Source organism: Streptomyces sp. NPDC048424 (genome assembly GCF_040651555.1).
GTDB lineage: Bacteria > Actinomycetota > Actinomycetes > Streptomycetales > Streptomycetaceae > Streptomyces.
This window is the reverse complement of the sequence record NZ_JBEZKE010000004.1, coordinates 92,034-111,436: the sequence shown is the minus strand read 5'-3', so window position 1 is coordinate 111,436 and position 19,403 is coordinate 92,034. Positions and strand designations below refer to the sequence as shown.

At 72.9% G+C, this 19,403-nt stretch carries 16 protein-coding genes, 2 tRNA genes and 1 pseudogene; 18 read left to right on the top strand and 1 reads right to left on the bottom strand.

The features are described from left to right. Nucleotides 1-25 precede the first annotated feature (25 nt). The 5 genes from proB (at nucleotide 26) to AB0D29_RS07350 (ending at nucleotide 4,950) form a co-directional block, all read left to right on the top strand. On the top strand, nucleotides 26-1,153 hold the full coding sequence (proB, locus tag AB0D29_RS07370) for a glutamate 5-kinase (RefSeq protein ID WP_362852596.1): 1,128 nt from the start codon (nucleotides 26-28) through the stop codon (nucleotides 1,151-1,153). A 100-nt stretch (nucleotides 1,154-1,253) separates the two neighbouring features. Next, nucleotides 1,254-1,655, top strand: coding sequence for a hypothetical protein (locus AB0D29_RS07365; protein WP_362852810.1), 402 nt, complete (start codon nucleotides 1,254-1,256; stop codon nucleotides 1,653-1,655). A 159-nt stretch (nucleotides 1,656-1,814) separates the two neighbouring features. Then, complete coding sequence (locus AB0D29_RS07360) at nucleotides 1,815-3,107, top strand: glutamate-5-semialdehyde dehydrogenase (RefSeq protein ID WP_362852595.1); 1,293 nt, start codon at nucleotides 1,815-1,817, stop codon at nucleotides 3,105-3,107. A gap of 77 nt (nucleotides 3,108-3,184) precedes the next feature. Next, on the top strand, nucleotides 3,185-3,736 hold the full coding sequence (locus AB0D29_RS07355) for a hypothetical protein (protein ID WP_362852594.1): 552 nt from the start codon (nucleotides 3,185-3,187) through the stop codon (nucleotides 3,734-3,736). 68 nt (nucleotides 3,737-3,804) lie between these two features. Continuing rightward, a complete protein-coding gene (locus AB0D29_RS07350) occupies nucleotides 3,805-4,950 on the top strand; it encodes a hypothetical protein (RefSeq protein ID WP_362852593.1) in 1,146 nt (381 codons plus the stop codon). Here AB0D29_RS07350 and AB0D29_RS07345 read toward each other — a convergent pair. Further along, complete coding sequence (locus tag AB0D29_RS07345) at nucleotides 4,934-6,016, bottom strand: M48 family metallopeptidase (protein ID WP_362852592.1); 1,083 nt, start codon at nucleotides 6,014-6,016, stop codon at nucleotides 4,934-4,936. The two genes, AB0D29_RS07350 and AB0D29_RS07345, sit on opposite strands and share 17 nt — an antisense overlap. Nucleotides 6,017-6,156: 140 nt before the next feature. On the opposite strand from AB0D29_RS07345, the gene AB0D29_RS07340 reads away from it, so the two are divergent. From AB0D29_RS07340 to AB0D29_RS07280, 13 genes and pseudogenes are all read left to right on the top strand, one after another. After that, on the top strand, nucleotides 6,157-6,324 hold the full coding sequence (locus AB0D29_RS07340) for a hypothetical protein (protein WP_327413986.1): 168 nt from the start codon (nucleotides 6,157-6,159) through the stop codon (nucleotides 6,322-6,324). Between the two features lie 36 nt (nucleotides 6,325-6,360). Continuing rightward, nucleotides 6,361-6,978 carry a nicotinate-nucleotide adenylyltransferase gene (nadD, locus tag AB0D29_RS07335; RefSeq protein WP_362808343.1) on the top strand — a complete coding sequence of 206 codons (618 nt, stop codon included), beginning with the start codon at nucleotides 6,361-6,363 and terminating at the stop codon, nucleotides 6,976-6,978. Nucleotides 6,979-7,002: 24 nt separating this feature from the next. Then, nucleotides 7,003-8,703, top strand: coding sequence for a LytR C-terminal domain-containing protein (locus AB0D29_RS07330; RefSeq protein ID WP_362852591.1), 1,701 nt, complete (start codon nucleotides 7,003-7,005; stop codon nucleotides 8,701-8,703). A 140-nt stretch (nucleotides 8,704-8,843) separates the two neighbouring features. Then, the gene (gene rsfS, locus AB0D29_RS07325) at nucleotides 8,844-9,290 is read left to right on the top strand and encodes a ribosome silencing factor (protein WP_030008628.1); all 447 of its coding nucleotides are present in this window, start codon (nucleotides 8,844-8,846) and stop codon (nucleotides 9,288-9,290) included. Beyond that, on the top strand, nucleotides 9,287-9,943 hold the full coding sequence (locus AB0D29_RS07320) for a histidine phosphatase family protein (protein WP_362852809.1): 657 nt from the start codon (nucleotides 9,287-9,289) through the stop codon (nucleotides 9,941-9,943). Before rsfS ends, AB0D29_RS07320 begins: the two co-directional genes overlap by 4 nt. 133 nt (nucleotides 9,944-10,076) lie before the next feature. Beyond that, nucleotides 10,077-10,149: transfer RNA gene (locus tag AB0D29_RS07315), tRNA-Ala, on the top strand. 143 nt (nucleotides 10,150-10,292) lie between these two features. Then, a complete protein-coding gene (locus AB0D29_RS07310) occupies nucleotides 10,293-10,526 on the top strand; it encodes a hypothetical protein (protein ID WP_008738908.1) in 234 nt (77 codons plus the stop codon). Between the two features lie 131 nt (nucleotides 10,527-10,657). Then, nucleotides 10,658-10,730: transfer RNA gene (locus AB0D29_RS07305), tRNA-Ala, on the top strand. 245 nt (nucleotides 10,731-10,975) lie between these two features. Further along, complete coding sequence (gene leuS / locus AB0D29_RS07300; protein ID WP_362852590.1) at nucleotides 10,976-13,846, top strand: leucine--tRNA ligase; 2,871 nt, start codon at nucleotides 10,976-10,978, stop codon at nucleotides 13,844-13,846. A 141-nt stretch (nucleotides 13,847-13,987) separates the two neighbouring features. Beyond that, nucleotides 13,988-14,698, top strand: a complete 711-nt coding sequence (locus AB0D29_RS07295) for a hypothetical protein (protein ID WP_362852589.1) — start codon at nucleotides 13,988-13,990, stop codon at nucleotides 14,696-14,698. 182 nt (nucleotides 14,699-14,880) lie between these two features. Continuing rightward, nucleotides 14,881-15,726, top strand: coding sequence for a DegV family protein (locus AB0D29_RS07290; protein WP_362852588.1), 846 nt, complete (start codon nucleotides 14,881-14,883; stop codon nucleotides 15,724-15,726). Between the two features lie 305 nt (nucleotides 15,727-16,031). Beyond that, nucleotides 16,032-16,922, top strand: a complete 891-nt coding sequence (locus AB0D29_RS07285; protein ID WP_362852587.1) for a ComEA family DNA-binding protein — start codon at nucleotides 16,032-16,034, stop codon at nucleotides 16,920-16,922. After that, a pseudogene (locus AB0D29_RS07280) lies at nucleotides 16,919-19,306 on the top strand (ComEC/Rec2 family competence protein); the annotation flags it as partial. The gene AB0D29_RS07285 and the pseudogene AB0D29_RS07280, both read left to right, overlap by 4 nt. Nucleotides 19,307-19,403 lie beyond the last annotated feature (97 nt).

The following is a 19,403-nucleotide window of genomic DNA, read 5'->3' as shown; positions in this document are numbered from 1 at the left end:
TTCGGCAAGGGGCAAGGGGACAGACGTGTCAGCGGCTAGGCAAGGTGTCGTGGACGCCCGCAGGATCGTGGTCAAGGTCGGTTCCTCCTCCCTGACCACCGCGGCGGGCGGACTCGACGCCGACCGGGTGGACGCGCTGGTCGACGTCCTGGCAAAGGCCCGCGGCGGCGGCGAGAAGGAGATCGTCCTCGTCTCCAGCGGAGCCATCGCCGCCGGACTCTCCCCGCTCGGCCTGCGCCGCCGCCCCAAGGACCTGGCCCGCCAGCAGGCCGCCGCCAGCGTGGGCCAGGGCCTGCTCGTCGCCCGCTACACCGCCTCCTTCGCCCGCTACGGCCTGCGCGTCGGCCAGGTACTGCTCACCACCGACGACACCAGCCGGCGCGCGCACTACCGCAACGCCTACCGCACCCTCGACCAGCTCCTCGCCATGGGCGCCCTCCCTGTCGTCAACGAGAACGACACCGTCGCCACGGACGAGATCCGCTTCGGCGACAACGACAGGCTGGCCGCCCTCGTCGCCCACCTCGTCCGCGCGGACCTCCTCGTCCTCCTCTCCGACGTGGACGGCCTCTACGACGGCGACCCGTTCCTGCCCGGCACCACCCGCATCGACGAGGTGCGCGGACCCGGGGACATCGCGCACGTCTCGATCGGCAGCGCCGGCAAGGCGGGCGTGGGCACCGGCGGCATGGTCACCAAGGTCGAGGCCGCCCGGATCGCGGCCGCCGCCGGGATCCCGGTCGTGCTGACCTCCGCGAGCCAGGCCGCCGACGCCCTCGCCGGGCGGGGGACCGGCACGTTCTTCCACGCCACCGGGCGCCGCTCGGCGGACCGGCTGCTCTGGCTCCAGCACGCGTCGACCCCGCAGGGCCACCTGGTCCTGGACGACGGCGCGGTGCGCGCCGTCACCGAACGCGGCAGCTCCCTCCTCCCGGCCGGCATCGCCGCCGTCGAGGGTGACTTCGTCGCCGGGGACCCCGTGGAACTGCGCGCCGCCGACGGCCGCGCGGTGGCCAGGGGCCTCGTCAACTTCGACGCCAAGGAGCTCCCGCAGCTCCTCGGCCGCTCCACTCGCGAGCTCGCACGGGAACTCGGACCCGCGTACGAGCGGGAGGTCGTCCACCGGGATGATCTGGTCCTGCTGCAGGGCTGAGGTTCGGGAAAAGCGCAGCACGGAGGGCCGGGGACTGGTCAACTGTGAGGGGCGGGCGGAGACGCGCAGCGGAGACAGGAGGCGGCTGGTGAGACGAGCGCTGACCAGCGTCGGGCCGGGGGACGGTGACGGCGGCGGTGGCGGGGAGGAACAGGATCACGCCTCGCGCCTGTGGCACGTGACCCTGAGCGTCTCCGGCAAGCCGGCCCCGCTGTCCGAGGTCCGGCGCGGACTGGAACAACTGGCCCACGACCACCCCTTCCTGCTCACCAGCCGGTACGCCGACGACCACGCGGAGATCCGGTACTGGGAAGAGGCCCGCGACCTCCACGACGCGGCGGCCGTCGCCCTGCGCCTGTGGGGCGAACACCGCTCCTCGGCGCAGCTCCCGCCCTGGGAGATCGTCGGCCTGGAGGTCATCGACCGCGCCACCTACCACCAACGCGTGGCCGAAGGCTACGGCCCACCCCCGGCCCACCCGGTGGGCGTCCACCCGTACTAGCTCTCAGCCCTGCTTATCCAGCCCCGCTGGCGTTTGAGGCGCGCTCTTCCAGCCCGTCCGGCGTTTGAGGACCGGGTCCGGGCGGAGCCCGGCCCGCGGCCGCGTCTCGGGGGATGGAACCCCATCGGTGGGGCACCGGCGGGGGCTTACCCTGGCGGCATGACCTCGCTCGATGCCGCCACGGCCACCGCCGCCACCTCGCCCGTCATCGCCACCGCGCAGCGGTCCCGCACCGCCGCCGCCACCATCGCGCCACTCCCGCGGTCCGCCAAGGACACGGCCCTGCTGGCGATCGCGGACGCGCTGGAGGCCCGTACGGCCGAGATCATCGCCGCCAACGCCGTGGACACGGACAAGGCCCGCGCCGCCGGCACCAGCGAGACCGTCATCGACCGCCTCACGCTGACCCCGGAGCGCGTCGCCGCCATCGCCTCCGACGTGCGCGACGTCGCCGCCCTCCCCGACCCCGTCGGTGAGGTGGTGCGGGGCAGCACCCTTCCCAACGGCATCGACCTCCGGCAGATCCGCGTTCCCCTCGGTGTCGTCGGGATCATCTACGAGGCGCGCCCCAACGTCACCGTCGACGCCGCCGCCCTCTGCCTCAAGTCCGGCAACGCGGTCCTGCTGCGCGGCAGCTCCTCCGCCTACGCCTCCAACACCGCGCTCGTCACCATCCTGCGCGACGCCATCACCGGGGCCGGCCTGCCCGCCGACGCGATCCAGCTCGTCCCGGGCGAGTCCCGCGACTCCGTCCGCGAGCTGATGCGCGCCCGCGGCCTCGTCGACGTGCTCATCCCGCGCGGCGGCGCCTCCCTCATCAAGACCGTGGTCGAGGAGTCCACCGTGCCGGTCATCGAGACCGGTACCGGCAACTGCCACGTCTACGTCGACGCCCAGGCCGACCTGGACATGGCCGTGGACATCCTCGTCAACTCCAAGGCCCAGCGGCCCTCCGTCTGCAACTCCGCCGAGACGCTCCTCGTCCACCGCGACATCGCCGACGCCTTCCTGCCCCGCGCCCTCGACGCGCTCGCCGACGCCGGCGTCACCGTGCACGGCGACGCCCGGGTCCTGGCCGCGGCCGAGTGCGGCAAGGTCACCGCCCTGCCCGCCACCGACGAGGACTGGGCCGCCGAGTACCTCTCCTACGACATCGCCGCGGGCGTCGTGGACTCCCTCGACGACGCCGTCGCCCACATCCGCCGCTGGACCTCCGGCCACACCGAGGCGATCGTCACCACCTCCCAGGCCGCCGCCCGCCGCTTCACCCAGCTGGTCGACTCGACCACCGTCGCCGTGAATGCATCCACTCGGTTCACGGACGGTGGCCAGTTCGGATTCGGCGCCGAGATCGGCATCTCCACCCAGAAGCTGCACGCCCGGGGCCCGATGGGCCTTCCCGAGCTCACCTCCACCAAGTACATCGTCACCGGCGACGGTCACGTTCGGTAGTCGCCGCCTGGACGCGGTGTGGCCGGAATTCGGCTGACACCCTGCCCAAAGGCGCCCCCCAGGTCTAGGCTGGTCCTGTGCCGGACGACGTGGGGGGCAAGCCGTTCCCGGACGACGGGGAGCCCGACGACGACCGCGGAGGCGCGGATCAGGACTTCGCCTCCGTGGTGTTCGACGAGGCCTTCGTCCGGAACGCCGAGATCCATGAACCGAGTGCCGCCGAACGCCAGCGGGCGGCCGACCGGGCGCGCGCGGAGGCGGAAGCCGCCCGCGCCGTGGCCGGCGGCTGGACGGGCGACGACGACTACGACGGATACGGATACGGCCACCCCGACGGGTACGAGGCCGACGACCAGGGCTGGGACGACCGCGGCCACGGCTACCCCGACGGCCCGTACGGGGCCTACGGCGGCAGCCTGCGCCCGTACCGCGGCCGCGCGCCCTGGCTGCGCCCCGTCGCCTGGGTGCTCGCCTTCGTGATGGGCCTCGGCATGGTCGCGCTCGCCTTCAGCGCCGTCTACCGCAGCGCCGCGGGCGAGGCGGACCCGGCCCCCGCGCCCGCCAGCACCCCCCGGCGTGAAGTCACCGGCGTCGGCGCGTTTACGTACCCCTCCGTCCGCCAACCCTGAAGGTACGACCCCACTCGCGTACGTCGGAGCCGGGGGCTTCTCTGAAGCGGGGACAGCGGGGAGAAGCGATGGCCGTTCCAGGAGATCCGCCCAACGGCACCCCCGAAGACATCGGCGGGGGCGACGACGAGTTCCGGTCGGACGAATACCGATCGGTGGTGTTCGACGAGGACTTCGTCCGGGCTGCCCGGCTCCAGGAGTACTCGGCACAGGAACGCATGGGCGAGCACGCCCGGGCCGTCCGCAGCCGCTCCATCTGGTCGGGCAGCGGCCCCGGATCCCGGACGGGGACCCCCGGCCGCGGCGCCCGACAGGGCATGCTGCTCGTGCTGCTCATCGCCACGGCCTTCGCCGCCGCCGTCTACATGGGGCTGCGCAACCCCTACGTCCCCGCGCCCGGGGGACCCGCCCAGGCGCTCAGCAGCACCGTGGTCCCGCTCGCGCCGACCACCGCCGTGCCCGGCGGGCGACCCGCCGACCTGTACGCGAAGAGCCCCGCCGCCGACTACCGCGTCGGGGCGGCCGGGATCACCCTGCCCGCCGTGCGCCGCACGGACCACTTCACCGACGTCCAGATCCTCACCGCGCTGTCCATCGCCAAGGACTACCTGGTGAACTCCTCGCTCGACCCCGACGTCCTGGCCGGCGCCGCCAACCGGCCGGTGCGCGTCCTGCTCGACCCCGACCAGCTGGCGCAGTTCGACCGCAGCATGACCTCGCCCGCCGGCGACGGCCGGCACGCGGTCACCGGCTGGCTGGTCCGCTTCGACCCGGCCACCGCCGTCGTGGCCGACTCCCGGGTCCGGGTGAGCGGGAGCCTCGCCTACGCGGAGGTCGCCCCGGAGGTGCTGGAGGTGATCACCGACCACACCTTCGTGTACGCCGTGCGGCCGGCCACCGGCGTGCCGGCCGCGGCCGATGGCGCCTCGCTCTTCACCGTCCGGCGGGAGCTGCGGCTGCGCTTCGACCGGGACGACCTGAACGCCCGGCGGCTGGAGCTGGCCGCGGCCTACGTGATGGCCGGGCCGCAGGACTGCTCCAGCGACCCGGCCGGGGGCTTCCGCCCGGTGCTGGCCGGAGCCGGCCCGACCACGGTGGGCCCGCCCGCGAGCGACCCGTACGCCACCGGCGAGCCGCGGCGCACGGCCGGGCTGTGCGGCGTACTGGCGCCCTCCGCCCTCCCGGAGGAGACCCGGGTCAGCCCTGCTCCGTAGACCCGCCCTTGGCCGCCGGCCCGGTGCCCCCGGCGGATCCGCTGCCGGCGCCCGTGAACTTGTCGCGGAGCTTGCCGCCCATGTCGGCCGCGCCGCCCGCGATGTCGCCGACCAGCTTGAACAGCGGGTCCTTGCTGGTGCGCACCGAGTCGGCGTAGTGCGCTGCCGACTCCCGGAAGGAGTCGGTGACCGAGGCGTCCTTGTCCTCCTCGCGGCGCGGGTAGTGGCCGTCCATGATCCGCTGGTAGTCCCGGCTCTCCGACCACTTCTTCAGTTCGGCCGCCCGGACCGTGGTGAAGGGGTGCGTGCGCGGCAGCATGTTGAGGATCTTCAGGACGGAATCGCGCAGGTCGCCACCCTTCTCGTACTCGTCGGCCTGCTCCAGGAAGGCGTCCACGTTCATCTCGTGCAGGTGGTTGCCGCCCGCGAGCTTCATCAGCCCCCGCATCGAGGCCGTCACGTCCTGCCCCACCAGCAGGCCGGCCCGGTCCGCCGAGAGCTCCGACTTGCGGAACCACTCCCGCAGCGCGGTCACGAGCGCCGTGATGGCCACATTGCCCAGCGGGATCCACGCGACCTTCATCGCCAGGTTCGTCAGGAACAGCAGGATCGTGCGGTACACGGAGTGCCCCGACAGGGCGTGGCCCACCTCGTGGCCCACCACCGCCCGCATCTCCTCCTCGTCGAGCAGCTCGACGAGGCTCGTGGTCACCACGATGATCGGCTCGTCCAGCCCGATGCACATGGCATTGGGCTTCGGGTCCTGCTGCACGTACATCTGCGGGACCTTCTCCAGGTCCAGGATGTAACAGGCGTCGCGCAGCATCGCGTACAGGTGCGGGAACTGCGTCTCGCCCACCCGCACCGAGTCCGACAGGAACAGCAGCCGCAGGCTGCGCTCCGGGAGCAGCCCGCTCAGCGCCTTGAACACGGTGTCGAACCCGGTCAGCTTGCGCAGCGCCACCAACGCCGAGCGGTCCGCCGGATGTTCGTACGCCCGCGAGGAGATACCGGGGAACCTCCTGCGGTCCCTCGCCGGTGCCTTCTCGAAACCCGTCTCCGTCATAGCGCCCTCCCCTGGATGGACCTGCTCGGCCGTGCGTCTATCCTCTCCAACGCCTGAGTCGGCGTGAGCGTGCCCCAGGCCCCCGCATACGATGTGAGCGAAGTCTCCGCCCGCTCCCCGACTCGATAGGTACCTGCCTGATGAGCCTCGCCTCCACCGCCCACAACCTGGTCGTCCTCGCCTCGGAGGGGGCCGAACAGCACGGCGGCAACCACGACAGCCTGAACCCGTACCTCACCGGCGGCGGTGCCTTCGTCGTCCTGATGCTGATGCTCTGGGTCACCACGCGCCTGAACCGCGACCGCTAGACCGACCGGTCCGCCGGGCCAGTAGGCTCTGCGCTCATGGGAGAGCAGGAGATGCCTACCGGTCCGGTCAAGCGCCGGCTCGGCGTGATGGGCGGGACATTCGACCCGATCCACCACGGACACCTGGTGGCCGCCAGCGAGGTGGCCGCCCTTTTCCACCTCGACGAGGTGATGTTCGTGCCGACCGGTGAGCCGTGGCAGAAGTCGCAGCGGGCCGTGTCGCCCGCCGAGGACCGCTACCTGATGACGGTCATCGCCACGGCGTCGAACCCCCAGTTCTCGGTGAGCCGCATCGACATCGACCGCGGCGGGCCGACGTACACGATCGACACCCTGCGGGACCTCAAGGCGCTGAACGACGACGCCGACCTGTTCTTCATCACGGGTGCCGACGCGCTCGCACAGATCCTGACCTGGCGCAACGCCGACGAGCTCTTCTCGCTCTCCCATTTCATCGGCGTCACCCGCCCGGGCCACGTGCTCACCGACGACGGGCTGCCCGAGGGCGGCGTCTCCCTCGTCGAGGTGCCCGCGCTGGCGATCTCGTCCACGGACTGCCGTGCGAGGGTGGCCCAGGGGGATCCCGTCTGGTACCTGGTGCCGGACGGTGTCGTGCGTTACATCGACAAGCGTGAGCTGTACCGGGGAGCCTGAGCTTCCGGAGAGAGGGGCCCCGCGGTGAACGACCGACAGGATCCGTACGACCCGTATGCCGCCCAGGAGCAGCAGCTCGTCGGCTACGACGCGTACGGGCGGCCGGTGTACGGCCAGGTGCCCGTCCAGCCCGTCCAGCCCGCGCCGCCGCAGTACGAGCAGCAGCAGTACGGCTACGACTACCAGGACTACGGCCAGCAGCAGCCGCAGCAGCAGTACTACGCGCAGCAGCCGGCCGCCCAGGAGTACGGGCAGCAGGAGTACGCGCAGGCGCCCGGCTACGGGTACGACACGCAGCAGACCCAGCAGTGGATCCCGCAGCAGGCAGCCTCACAGCAGGCCGCTCCGGAGCAGACCGCCCCGCAGCAGGCCGCCCCCGAGGCGTCGGCCGCGGCCCCGGCCGAGCGCCGGACCGCCCAGGTCCCCGAGCCGCGCCGGCCCGACGGCGAGCCCGAGGCGGGCCGGGACTACCGCACCGAGATGTTCGCCTTCATCGACCAGCCGGACGAGGACTCCGAGGACGTCATCGACTGGCTCAAGTTCACCGAGAGCCGGACCGAGCGCCGCGAGGAGGCCCGCCGCCGCGGCCGCAACCGGGTGGTGGCGCTGATCGTCGTCCTCGCCGTGTTCGTCGTCGGCGGCCTCGGCTACCTCTGGTACGCGGGCAAGCTGCCGTTCCTCGACGGACCCGGCCAGGACAAGGCCGGTGCGACCGCCGCCGGGGCGCAGAAGCGCGACATGATCGTCGTCCACCTGCACAACACCAAGAAGGGCGGCACCTCCTCGGCGCTGCTCGTCGACAACGTCACCACCAAGCAGGGCGCCACCGTCCTGCTGCCCAACGCCCTCTCCCTCACCGGCCAGGACGGTTCCGCGACGGGCCTCGGCAAGGCGGTCGAGGAGGGCGGGATCGGCACCCGGGAAGCCCTCGACTCGGTGCTCGGCACCCACATCGGCGGGACCTGGCGGCTGGACACCCCCTTCCTGGAGAACCTGGTCGAGCTGGTCGGCGGCATCGAGGTCGACACCGACGCCGCGGTCCCGGCCGACGACGCGGCCAAGACCCCGGCCGTGGCCCAGGGCCAGAAGCAGAGCCTGAGCGGCGCCATGGCCGTCGCGTACGCCACGTACCGGGGCCAGGGCGAACCGGAGGCCAAGCAGCTGGAGCGCATGGGCAAGGTGCTCCAGGCGGTCCTGCGCAAGGTCCCGAGCGACCCGAAGGCGGCGGCCGTGACGGTCGAGAGCATCGGCCAGATCCTCGACCCGGCCCTGAACGCGCAGACCCTCGGCGCCCTGCTGGCCCGGCTCGGCGAGCACGCCAAGGTGGGCGCGTACCGCACCGACACGCTCGCCGTGAAGCAGGACGGCACGCTCACGGACGAGGCCAACAAGAAGGTCGTCAAGGAGGTGCTCGGCGGGTCCGCCGCCGAGGCGCAGCCCGGCGCCACTCCGCGCGTCGGCCTCAAGGACGCCACCGGCGACGAGAAGGCGCAGATCGCGGCGAAGGCGGCGCTGACGAACGGCGGCTACACCTTCGTGGACGGCGGCAAGGCCGACAAGGCCGCGGCCGCCTCGCAGATCACGTACCAGGACGACGCGCAGCGGGAGCGGGCGATCGAGGTCGCCAAGACGCTGGGGCTGCCCGAGACGGTGGTGAAGAAGGCCGAGAACGCCGTGAACGCGGAGGTCGTGGTGATCCTGGGCAAGGACTACAAGGCGTCCTGAGGCGTCCTGAGGCGTCCTGATCCGGGCTCCGGCCCGGTCCCGGGAGGTGCTTTCGCCCGCGCGGGCCGTTCCGCGCGGGCGGTGTCGGCGGTACATGAGACCCTTGTAAGGATCTGCCCGCCAACCCGAAAGCATGGCCAGTGACCGCCACGGACCGCTCCATCGAGCTCATCACCGCCGCCGCCCAGGCCGCGGCCGACCGGCTCGCGCACGACATCATCGCGTACGACGTCAGCGACGTGCTGTCGATCACCGACGCCTTCCTGCTCGCCTCGGCGCCCAACGACCGCCAGGTCAAGTCGATCGTCGACGAGATCGAGGAGCGCCTGCTCAAGGAGCTCGGCGCCAAGCCGGTGCGCCGCGAGGGCGACCGCGACGCCCGCTGGATCCTGCTCGACTACGTCGACATCGTCGTCCACGTCCAGCACAGCGAGGAGCGGGTCTTCTACGCGCTGGAGCGCCTGTGGAAGGACTGCCCCGAGATCGAGCTCCCCGAGGACGCCAAGCTCACCATCGGCAAGGCCGAGGAGCACGCCAAGCTGCGCGAGGCGGCGGGCGACGACGAACTGGACGGTGATCTGTTCTGAGCGCCAGCACCTCGGGCAAGTCCGGACGCAAGATCGTCCTCTGGCGGCACGGCCAGACCGCATGGAACCTGGAGCGGCGCTTCCAGGGCTCCACGGACATCGAGCTGACCGAAGCGGGTGTGGCGCAGGCGCGCCGCTCCGCGCGGCTGCTCGCCTCGCTGAAGCCGGCTGCCATCGTGGCGTCCGACCTGCGGCGAGCCTCCGCCACGGCGGCCGAACTGGCCTCCGTCACGGGGCTGCCCGTGGAGCACGACGCGGCGCTGCGCGAGACGTACGCCGGCGAGTGGCAGGGCCTCACGCACGACGAGATCATCGAGAAGTACGGCGAGCAGTACGCGGCGTGGAAGCGCGGCGAACCGGTCCGCCGCGGCGGCGGTGAGCTGGAGACCGAGGTCGCCGACCGCGCCGCACCGGTGGTGCTGGCGCACGCCGACCGGCTGCCGCAGGGCGGCACCCTCGTCGTGGTCAGCCACGGCGGCACCATCCGTACGACGATCGGGCGCCTCCTGGGCCTGAACGCGTACGACTGGGAGGGCCTGGGCGGGCTCTCCAACTGCTGCTGGTCCGTCCTCGGCGAGGGCGCGCGCGGCTGGCGCCTGTTGGAGCACAACGCCGGCACCCTGCCGGAACCGGTGCTCGGCGACGACGACTGAGCTGCTTCCCGCAGCTCGTTGCCGCCCCCTGCCGGGGCTGCCACCCGGATTTCACTTTCCGGCTGGTCACAGGCTAGAGTTCTTCTTGTTCGCAGCGCGGAACACCGGAGACGGGGGGAGCGCGGCGGAGAGCGGGGCTATAGCTCAGTTGGTAGAGCGCCTGCATGGCATGCAGGAGGTCAGGAGTTCAATTCTCCTTAGCTCCACAATCAGGATCCCGTCCCCAACAGGGGGCGGGATCCTTGTTTTTGTACCCTTTGCGTTTGCTGACCTGGCCCGCACCGGCATGGCAGAATCGGACCGCCGGAGGGGGAGACGACGGCCCGACGCGGGAGGGAGTCGCTGACGGATGGGTGCACACCGGCGCCGGTGCGACTGGTGCAACAACGGCACGCCGATCGTGCGGGACATGGACCCGGTCAACCCCGACTACCAGTACTGGTGCGAGGAATGCGCGCGGGCGCTGATCATAAAAGGCGACCCGATCGAGACGTACCGGGAGCTGGAAGGGGAGCCGATCTACGGCCGGCTGCTCGACGAGCACTGCACGCTCAAGCGCTTCTATCAGTTCGCGAGAGCGTGACAAGTTGGATCAAATCGGACATGGCCCACAGTCGGTGGAAACCGATTTTTGGACCAGGGCCATGACCGTGTAATGTTTGGGACGTCGCCAAGGGGAACCGGCAAGGGAAACCGAAGCGGCAAGCAGAACAAGGGGCTATAGCTCAGTTGGTAGAGCGCCTGCATGGCATGCAGGAGGTCAGGAGTTCAATTCTCCTTAGCTCCACAGTGAAGAAGCGGGCCACCCGGATCGGGTGGCCCGCTTCTCGTTGTGCGGTCGTCCGAGCGGGCGCCACGGGTGCTGCGGTACCCTGACGCCATGCGTGCCGTACGCCTTCTGCTTACCGAGCCGCGCTGATCAGCGCCGACCTACGAGAGGTCGGCACCGGCGCGGCGTCCCCTCCTGTGCGAGGGGTTTTTTCGTTTGGGCAGGCAGAGACGGCGAAGACGATCGATGGAGCTTCAGAAATCATGAGCGAGACGAACACCCCGGCCCCCGAGGCGGCCGAGGCGCACCGCTACACGGCTGCCATGGCCGCCGACATCGAGGCACGCTGGCAGGACGTATGGGACGCGCAGGGCACCTACGAGGCCCCGAACCCGACCGGTGACCTGGCCGGGGACCCCGCGGTGGTCGCGCGGCCCAAGAAGTTCATCATGGACATGTTCCCGTACCCGTCCGGTGCGGGCCTGCACGTCGGTCACCCGCTCGGTTACATCGCCACCGACGTCTTCGCCCGCCACCAGCGGATGACCGGCCACAACGTCCTGCACACCCTGGGCTTCGACGCCTTCGGCCTGCCGGCCGAGCAGTACGCCGTGCAGACCGGCACGCACCCGCGGGTCTCGACCGAGGCGAACATCGAGAACATGAAGGTCCAGCTGCGCCGGCTGGGCCTGGGCCACGACAAGCGCCGGTCCTTCGCGACGATCGACCCGGACTACTACAAGTGGACCCAGTGGATCTTCCTGCAGATCTACAACTCCTGGTACGACGCCGACGCGGGCAAGGCCCGGCCGATCACCGAGCTGGTCGCCGCCTTCGAGAACGGCTCCCGTGAGGTTCCCGGGGGCCGCAACTGGGCCGAGCTGACCGCGGGCGAGCGGGCCGACGTACTGAACGGGTACCGGCTGGCCTACTCCTCGGACGCGCCGGTGAACTGGTGCCCCGGGCTGGGCACCGTACTGGCCAACGAGGAGGTCACCGCGGACGGCCGGTCCGAGCGCGGCAACTTCCCGGTCTTCAAGTCCCGGCTGAGCCAGTGGAACATGCGGATCACCGCGTACGCCGACCGGCTGCTGGACGACCTGGACGCGCTGGACTGGCCCGAGGCCATCAAGCTGCAGCAGCGCAACTGGATCGGCCGCAGCGAGGGCGCCCGCGTCGACTTCGCGCTGGGCGACGAGGCGATCACCGTCTTCACCACCCGTCCGGACACCCTGTTCGGCGCCACCTACATGGTGCTGGCGCCCGAGCACCCGCTGGTCGAGAAGTTCGTCCCGGCCGCCTGGCCCGAGGGCACGCACCAGCTGTGGACCGGCGGACACGCGACCCCGGCCGAGGCCGTCGCCGCGTACCGCAAGCAGGCCGCGGCCAAGTCGGACGTCGAGCGGCAGGCCGAGGCCAAGGACAAGACCGGTGTCTTCACCGGCGAGTACGCGGTCAACCCGGTCAGCGGCCAGAAGGTCCCGGTCTTCATCGCCGACTACGTGCTGATGGGCTACGGCACCGGCGCGATCATGGCGGTCCCGGCGCACGACGCCCGCGACTTCGAGTTCGCGCGCGCCTTCGAGCTGCCCGTCCGCTGCGTGGTCGAGCCGACCGACGGGCGCGACATCGACCCGGCCGAGTGGGACGACGCCTTCGTCGCGTACGACGCGAAGCTGGTCAACTCCACGGGCGAGGGCATCTCGCTGGACGGCCTGGGCGTCGTCGAGGCCAAGGCCGCGATCACCGACTGGCTGACCGAGCGCGGCATCGGCGAGGGGACCGTCAACTTCCGCCTGCGCGACTGGCTGTTCAGCCGGCAGCGCTACTGGGGCGAGCCCTTCCCGATCGTCTACGACGAGGACGGCGTCGCGCACCCGCTGCCCGAGTCGATGCTGCCGCTGGAGCTGCCGGAGGTCGAGGACTACTCGCCGCGCACCTTCGAGCCGGACGACGCGACCTCGAAGCCGGAGACCCCGCTGTCGCGCAACGCGGAGTGGGTCAACGTCGAGCTGGACCTGGGCGACGGCCGCGGCGTGCGCTCCTTCCGCCGCGAGACCAACACCATGCCCAACTGGGCCGGTTCCTGCTGGTACGAGCTGCGCTACCTGGACCCGAACAACGCGTCGGCCCTGGTGGACCCGGAGATCGAGCAGTACTGGATGGGCCCGCGCGAGGGCGCGCCGCACGGCGGCGTCGACCTGTACGTCGGCGGCGCCGAGCACGCGGTGCTGCACCTGCTGTACGCGCGCTTCTGGTCCAAGGTGCTGTTCGACCTGGGTCACGTCTCCTCGGCGGAGCCGTTCCACAAGCTGTTCAACCAGGGCATGATCCAGGCGTACGCCTACACCGACGCGCGCGGGGTCTACGTCCCGGCGGCCGAGGTCGAGGAGCGCGACGGCGGTTACTTCTACGAGGGCCAGCCGGTCAAGCGCGAGCACGGCAAGATGGGCAAGTCCCTGAAGAACGCCGTCACGCCCGATGAGATCTGCGAGGAGTACGGCGCGGACACCCTGCGCCTGTACGAGATGGCGATGGGTCCGCTGGACGTCTCGCGTCCGTGGGACACCCGTGCCGTGGTCGGTCAGTACCGCCTGCTGCAGCGCCTGTGGCGCAACATCGTCGACGAGGAGACCGGCCGGGTCACCGTCGTCGACGGCGAGCCGGGCGAGGACACCCTGCGCGCGCTGCACAAGGCGATCGACGGGGCCGGCGCGGACATGACGGGGCTGCGCTTCAACACCGCCATCGCGAAGATCACCGAGCTGAACAACGCCCTGACGAAGGCGGGCCGCCCGCTGGAGCGCTCGGTCGCCGAGCGGCTGGTGCTGCTGATCGCCCCGCTGGCCCCGCACATCGCCGAGGAGCTGTGGAGCCGCCTGGGCCACGGGGAATCGGTGGTCCACCAGGACTTCCCGGTCGCGGACCCGGCGTACGTCGTGGACGAGAGCGTGACGTGCGTGGTGCAGGTCAAGGGCAAGGTCAAGGCGAGGCTGGAGGTGTCGCCGACGATCTCGGAGGCGGAGCTGGAGCAGCTGGCCGTGACCGATGAGGGTGTCGTGGCGGCGCTGGGCGGTGCGGAGATCCGCAAGGTGATCGTGCGCGCGCCGAAGCTGGTGAACATCGTCATCTGACCGAGGTCGGCCGGGGCACCCCTTACATGGGGGAGATCCCGTACGGGCAGGTTGGGGGTTCGAATGGAACCCCCAGCCTGCCCGTGGCGTTTACGGTTGAGGGGACGGCAGAAAACCGCGGGGACTGGGGAAGGGACACTCATGGAGGCCGCGTTGATCATCTTCGCGCTGATGGTGCTTTTCACCTTCCTTGGTCTGGGCGTGTACGCGACCGTCAAGGTGGTGCAGGCGACCAAGCGCGGAGTGGACCGGACGATCACCCAGGCCCGGCGGACGGTGGAGGACACCACCCTGCGGGCCAAGAGCTTCGGCCAGGTCGGGGTCACGGGTGCGCTGGCGCAGCTGCGGCTGGACCTGCGGACGTCGATGCGCTCCACGCAGCAGGCCCTGCACGAGGGGGTCCGGCTGGACGCCTCGCTGCGGGAGTCGATCGCCCTGTTCGAGCAGCTCAGCGCGCACGGGCACGAGCTGGACGGCGAGCTGAAGCGGCTGGAGCAGGACCCGGACCGCAAGCGGATCGCGGAGCGCCTGCCCGACCTGCGGGAGCGGACGGCCAAGATCACACAGGCCTCGGACTCGCTGCGCTGGGCCGCGCGGGACCGGGCCAGCCGCTTCGCGGAGGACGACCTGTCCGCCTTGTCGGCCCAGATCGAGATGGAGTCCGGCGCGCTGCGGGACTGGTCGCCGGAGTCGGTGGACCACCTGGCGGCGGCGGCCGCGGAGTGGGACGCGGCGCAGCAGGGACGGCAGACGCAGCAGCGTGAGCAGCCGCGGAAGGCGGCGCTGAACCCGGCCGCCCCGGCGCCCGACTACCCCTGGCAGAAGACGCGCCGCCCGGAGAGCACGACCTGATTCCTGCCGGCCTCGCAGGCCGCGCAAGCCGCGCAGGCCTCGCCTGCCTTGTCGGTTTTTGAGGCGCGGGGCGGGCGCGGGGGCCGGAGCTCCGGTATCGGAGAGTCCCGTCGGACCCGCCGTGGGCCCCGGTGAGGGGCCCAGGCTGCCGTCACGCCCCCACTGGCGGTAACCTCCGCCTCATGTCCCGCCATGTCGCCATCGTCACCGATTCCACGGCCTACCTGCCCCAACCGGCCATGGCGCGGCACGGAATCACCTCCGTCCCGCTGACCGTGGTGCTCGGCGGCGAGGCGCTCGAGGAGGGCACCGAGATCTCGGCGCGCAGCCTGGCCGTGGCCCTGCAGAAGCGCCGGTCGGTGACCACCTCGCGCCCCAGCCCGGAGGAGTTCGTCCGGGCCTACCGGGCGGCCGCGGACGCCGGGGCGACAGGGATCGTCAGCCTGCACCTGTCCGCCGAGCTCTCCGGCACCTACGACGCCGCCCTGCTCGCCGCGAAGACCGCACCCGTGCCGGTGCGCGTCGTGGACACCGGCATGATCGCGATGGCGCTGGGCTTCTGTGCGCTGGCCGCCGCGGAGGTGGCCGAGGGGGGCGGTTCCGTGGACGAGGCCGTGGCGGCCGCCGAGAAGCGGGCGGCCGACATGTCCGCGTACTTCTACGTCGACACCCTCGACTACCTGCGCCGCGGCGGCCGGATCGGGGCCGCGCAGGCACTCCTCGGCTCGGCACTGGCGGTGAAGCCCCTGCTGACGCTGGAGGGCGGGCGGATCGAGCCGCTGGAGAAGGTGCGCACGGCCTCCAAGGCCATCGCCCGCCTGGAGGAGCTGGCCGTCGAGCGCGCCGGGTCCGCGGCCGTCGACGTGGCGGTGCACCACCTGGCGGCTCCGGAGCGGGCCGACAAGCTCGCCCAGCGGCTGCGCGAGCGCATCCCCGGACTGGTCGAGCTGCACGTCAGCGAGGTCGGTGCGGTGATCGGCGCGCACACCGGTCCGGGGCTGCTGGCGGCGGTCGTCTCCCCTCGCTGATCACCGGAACGAGTGGCCCGGATATCCACAACGGGCTTGTTGTCCACCGGAATTGAAGGCTCCGAACGGCGGTCGGGGCGGGCCTCTACCGTCGTGGCATGACTCTTCGAACGCGTACTTCGCACCCGTCGGGCGGCGCCACCGCTGGTCCGGGCCGCCCCCGTCCCTCCGACAGCCGTTTCGCAGATGGCCGTCTCTCCGACGGCCGATTCTCCGACGGCCGTCTCGCGGGCAGTCGGCTCCGCCACCGCCGTGGCCGCCGCGGGCGTCCGGTGCACCGGGTTCCCCCTCCGGAGCCGGGTGCGGTGCGCCGGCGGGCCGAAGCGCTGCTCGGTGGCAGCGGTCCGCCGCAGGCGTCGCCGCCGGCCGGGGCGGATCCCGGGACCGGTCCGGGGCCCGATCCCGGGACCGGTCCGGGGCCCGATCCCGGCATCGGGCCCGTCGAGGCGGCCGGGCCGGGGGCGGCCGGGCTCGGGGCGGCCGGGCTGTCCTCCGGGGAGGCACGGAGGCTGGCCGTGCGGGAGCGGCTGCCGCTGTGGCTGCAGGCCCGGTGCGGGGTGGAGCCGCGCACGGTGGCCGCCGTCGCGGTGGTGCTGGTCGCCGCCGTCGGCTTCGCCGGGCAGCAGTACTGGTCGGCCAGGCCGCGGGAGGTGAGCGTCCCGGCGGTGGTCGCCCCGGGGGTGGTCCCGGCGGCGGCCACGGCGGCCCCGGGGCCGACTGCCGCGCCGGCCGGGGGCGGTGGTGCCGGTGCCGGCGGCGGAGCGCGGATCGTCGTCGACGTCAGCGGCAAGGTCAGGGATCCCGGGGTGCGCCGGCTGCCCGCCGGTTCCCGGGTGGAGGACGCGCTGGCCGCCGCCGGGGGAGTGCGTCCGGGTACCGACACCACCGGGCTGAACCGGGCGCGGGTGCTCGTGGACGGGGAGCAGGTGCTGGTGGGCGCCCCGGCGCAGCCGCCGCCGGGCGGGGCCGTCGCCGGCTCCGGACCGGGTCCGGGTCCGGGTGCGGGGCCGCTCAGTCTGGGCTCGGCCACGGTCGCGCAGCTGGACGGTCTGCCGGGGGTCGGGCCGGTGCTGGCGCAGCACATCGTCGACTTCCGCACCGCCCGCGGCGGCTTCCGGTCCGTGGAGGAGCTGCGCCAGGTCGACGGCATCGGTGAGCGGCGCTTCGCCGACCTGCGCACGCGGGTGCGGCCGTGAACCGCCCCGAGGAGACGGGCCCGGTGGATCTGCGCCTCGCGGTGCCGGCCGTGGCCGCCTGGGCGGCGGCCGCCCTCGCCCTGGACGCGCCCGCGGGCCGGACCGCCCTCGGGGTGGGGCTGGGGGTGGTCGGGGCGGGCCTGCTGGTGCTGGCCGGGTACCGGCGCCCGGGCTCGCTGTGGAGGGTCGCGCCGGCCCTGGCCGCGGCCCTGCTCTGCGCGGCCGCCGGGGCCGGGGTGGCGGGGCTCCAGCGGGCTGAGGCGCGGGCCGGACCGGTGGCGGGGCTCGCGCGGGAGCATGCCCGCGTCCTCGCCGAGCTCACCGTCGGCTCCGACCCGAGGACCGCCCGCGGCGGGAACGGGCCGCCGGTGGTGGTGCTGGACGCGGTGGTGACCCGGGTGACCGGGCCCGACGGGACGGGCACCCGGGTCGAGACCCCGGTGCGGGTGCTGGCCGGGCATGCGGGATGGGCCCGGCTGCAGCCGTCCACCCGGGTGGCGGTGGTCGCCCGGCTGGCTCCGGCGCGGGACGGGGAGCGGGCCGTGGCGCTGCTCCGGCCCGCCGCTGACACCCCGCCCCGGGTCACCGGCGGCCCGGACACCGCGCAGCGGATCGCGGGGCGGCTGCGGGCCGGGCTGCGCGAGGCCACCGAGGGGCTCGCGCCGGATGCCAGGGCCCTGCTGCCCGGGCTGGTCGTCGGGGACACGTCCCGGGTGCCGCCCGATCTGTACGAGGCCTTCCGGGCCACCGACCTGCTGCACCTGCTGGCCGTCTCCGGGTCCAACCTGACCGTGGTGCTGTTCCTGCTCATCGGGCCCCCGGCCCGCGCGCAGCAGGCCGAGCGGCGCGGGCTGGCGCCCCGGCTCGGGCTCTCCCTGCGGGTGACCGCCCTGTGCGGGGCGGCCCTGACGCTGGCGTTCGTGGTGGTGTGCCGGCCGGAGCCCAGCGTGCTGCGGGCCGCCGCCTGCGGGGCGGTCACCCTGCTGGCCATCGCCACCGGGCGGCGCCGTTCCCTGATCCCGGCCCTGGGCGCGGCCGTGCTGCTGCTCGTGCTCTACGACCCGTGGCTGGCCCGCAGCTACGGCTTCCTGCTCTCCGTGCTGGCCACCGGGGCGCTGCTCACCCTCGCTCCCCGGTGGAGCGAAGCCCTGCGGCGGCGCGGGACGGGCCCGCGGCTCGCCGAGGCGATCGGGGCCGCGGCGGCCGCGCAGGCGGTGTGCGCGCCGGTGGTGGCCGTGTTGGCGGCCCGGGTCAGCCTCGTGGCGGTGCCGTGCAACCTGCTGGCCGAGCTCGCGGCGGGTCCGGCGACGGTCCTCGGCTTCGCCTCGCTCGCCGCGGCCCCGCTGTGGATGCCGGCCGCGCAGGCGCTCGCCTGGTGCGCCGGGGTGCCGGCCGGGTGGATCGCGGCCGTGGCCCGGACCGGGGCGCGGGTGCCGGGGGCGGAGCTGCCCTGGCCGGGCGGGCTCACCGGCGGCCTGCTGCTGGCCGCGGCCGTGGTGGCCACCGTGGCCGTCGTGACCGTGGGGGGAAGGCTCGGGCGGCGGTGGTGGCGGTGGCTCTGCCCGGCGCTGGCGGTGCTGCTGCTCCTCGCCGTGCTGCGGCCGCCGCAGCTCACCCGTACGCTCACCGGCTGGCCGCCGCCCGACTGGAGCTACGTCCAGTGCGCCGTGGGGCAGGGGGACGCCGCCGTCCTCGCGGTCGGCCCGGGCGAGGCCCTGGTGGTGGACGCCGGACCGGAGCCCGGCCCGGTGGACCACTGCCTGCGCGCGCTGGGCGTGCACCGGGTGCCGATGCTGCTGCTGACGCACTTTCACGCCGACCATGTCGGAGGGCTGGCCGGGGTGCTGAAGGGCCGGTCCGTGGGTGTGATTCAGGCCACCACGCTGGAAGAGCCCTCGGCTCAGGCCGAGTTCGTCCGCCGGACCGCGGCGGCCGCCGGTGTGCCCGTCGTACGGGCGGCCCAGGGGGAGCGGCGCCGGGCCGGTCCGCTGGAGTGGCAGGTGCTCTGGCCGCCCGCGGCCGGACCGCCGCCCGACGGGCCCAACGACGCGAGCGTCGCCCTGCTGGTGCGCGGCGCGGGCCTGACCCTGCTCCTGCTCGGCGACCTCGAACCGCCCGCACAGCAGGCACTCCTGAGGGAGCATCCGCAGCTCGGCCCGGTGGACGTCCTCAAGGTCGCCCACCACGGCTCAGCGCACCAGGACCCCGAACTGACCGCCCGGGTCCGGCCGCGGCTCGCGATTGTTCCTGTCGGCACAAAAAACCGCTACGGCCACCCCGCGCCGGGTACGCTCGCACGCCTGCGGGCGGTGGGGGCGACGGTGCTGCGCACCGACACCGATGGCTCGATCGCCGTCAGCGGAACCGGCGTTCGGATGCGTGCGTTTCCGGCCAACCGGCGCCGGATCCGGCGCGGTCATACCGGGCGCGACCGCTCTGTTTGCCCACAACCCGACAGCATGATCGAATGCGTCTTCGCCA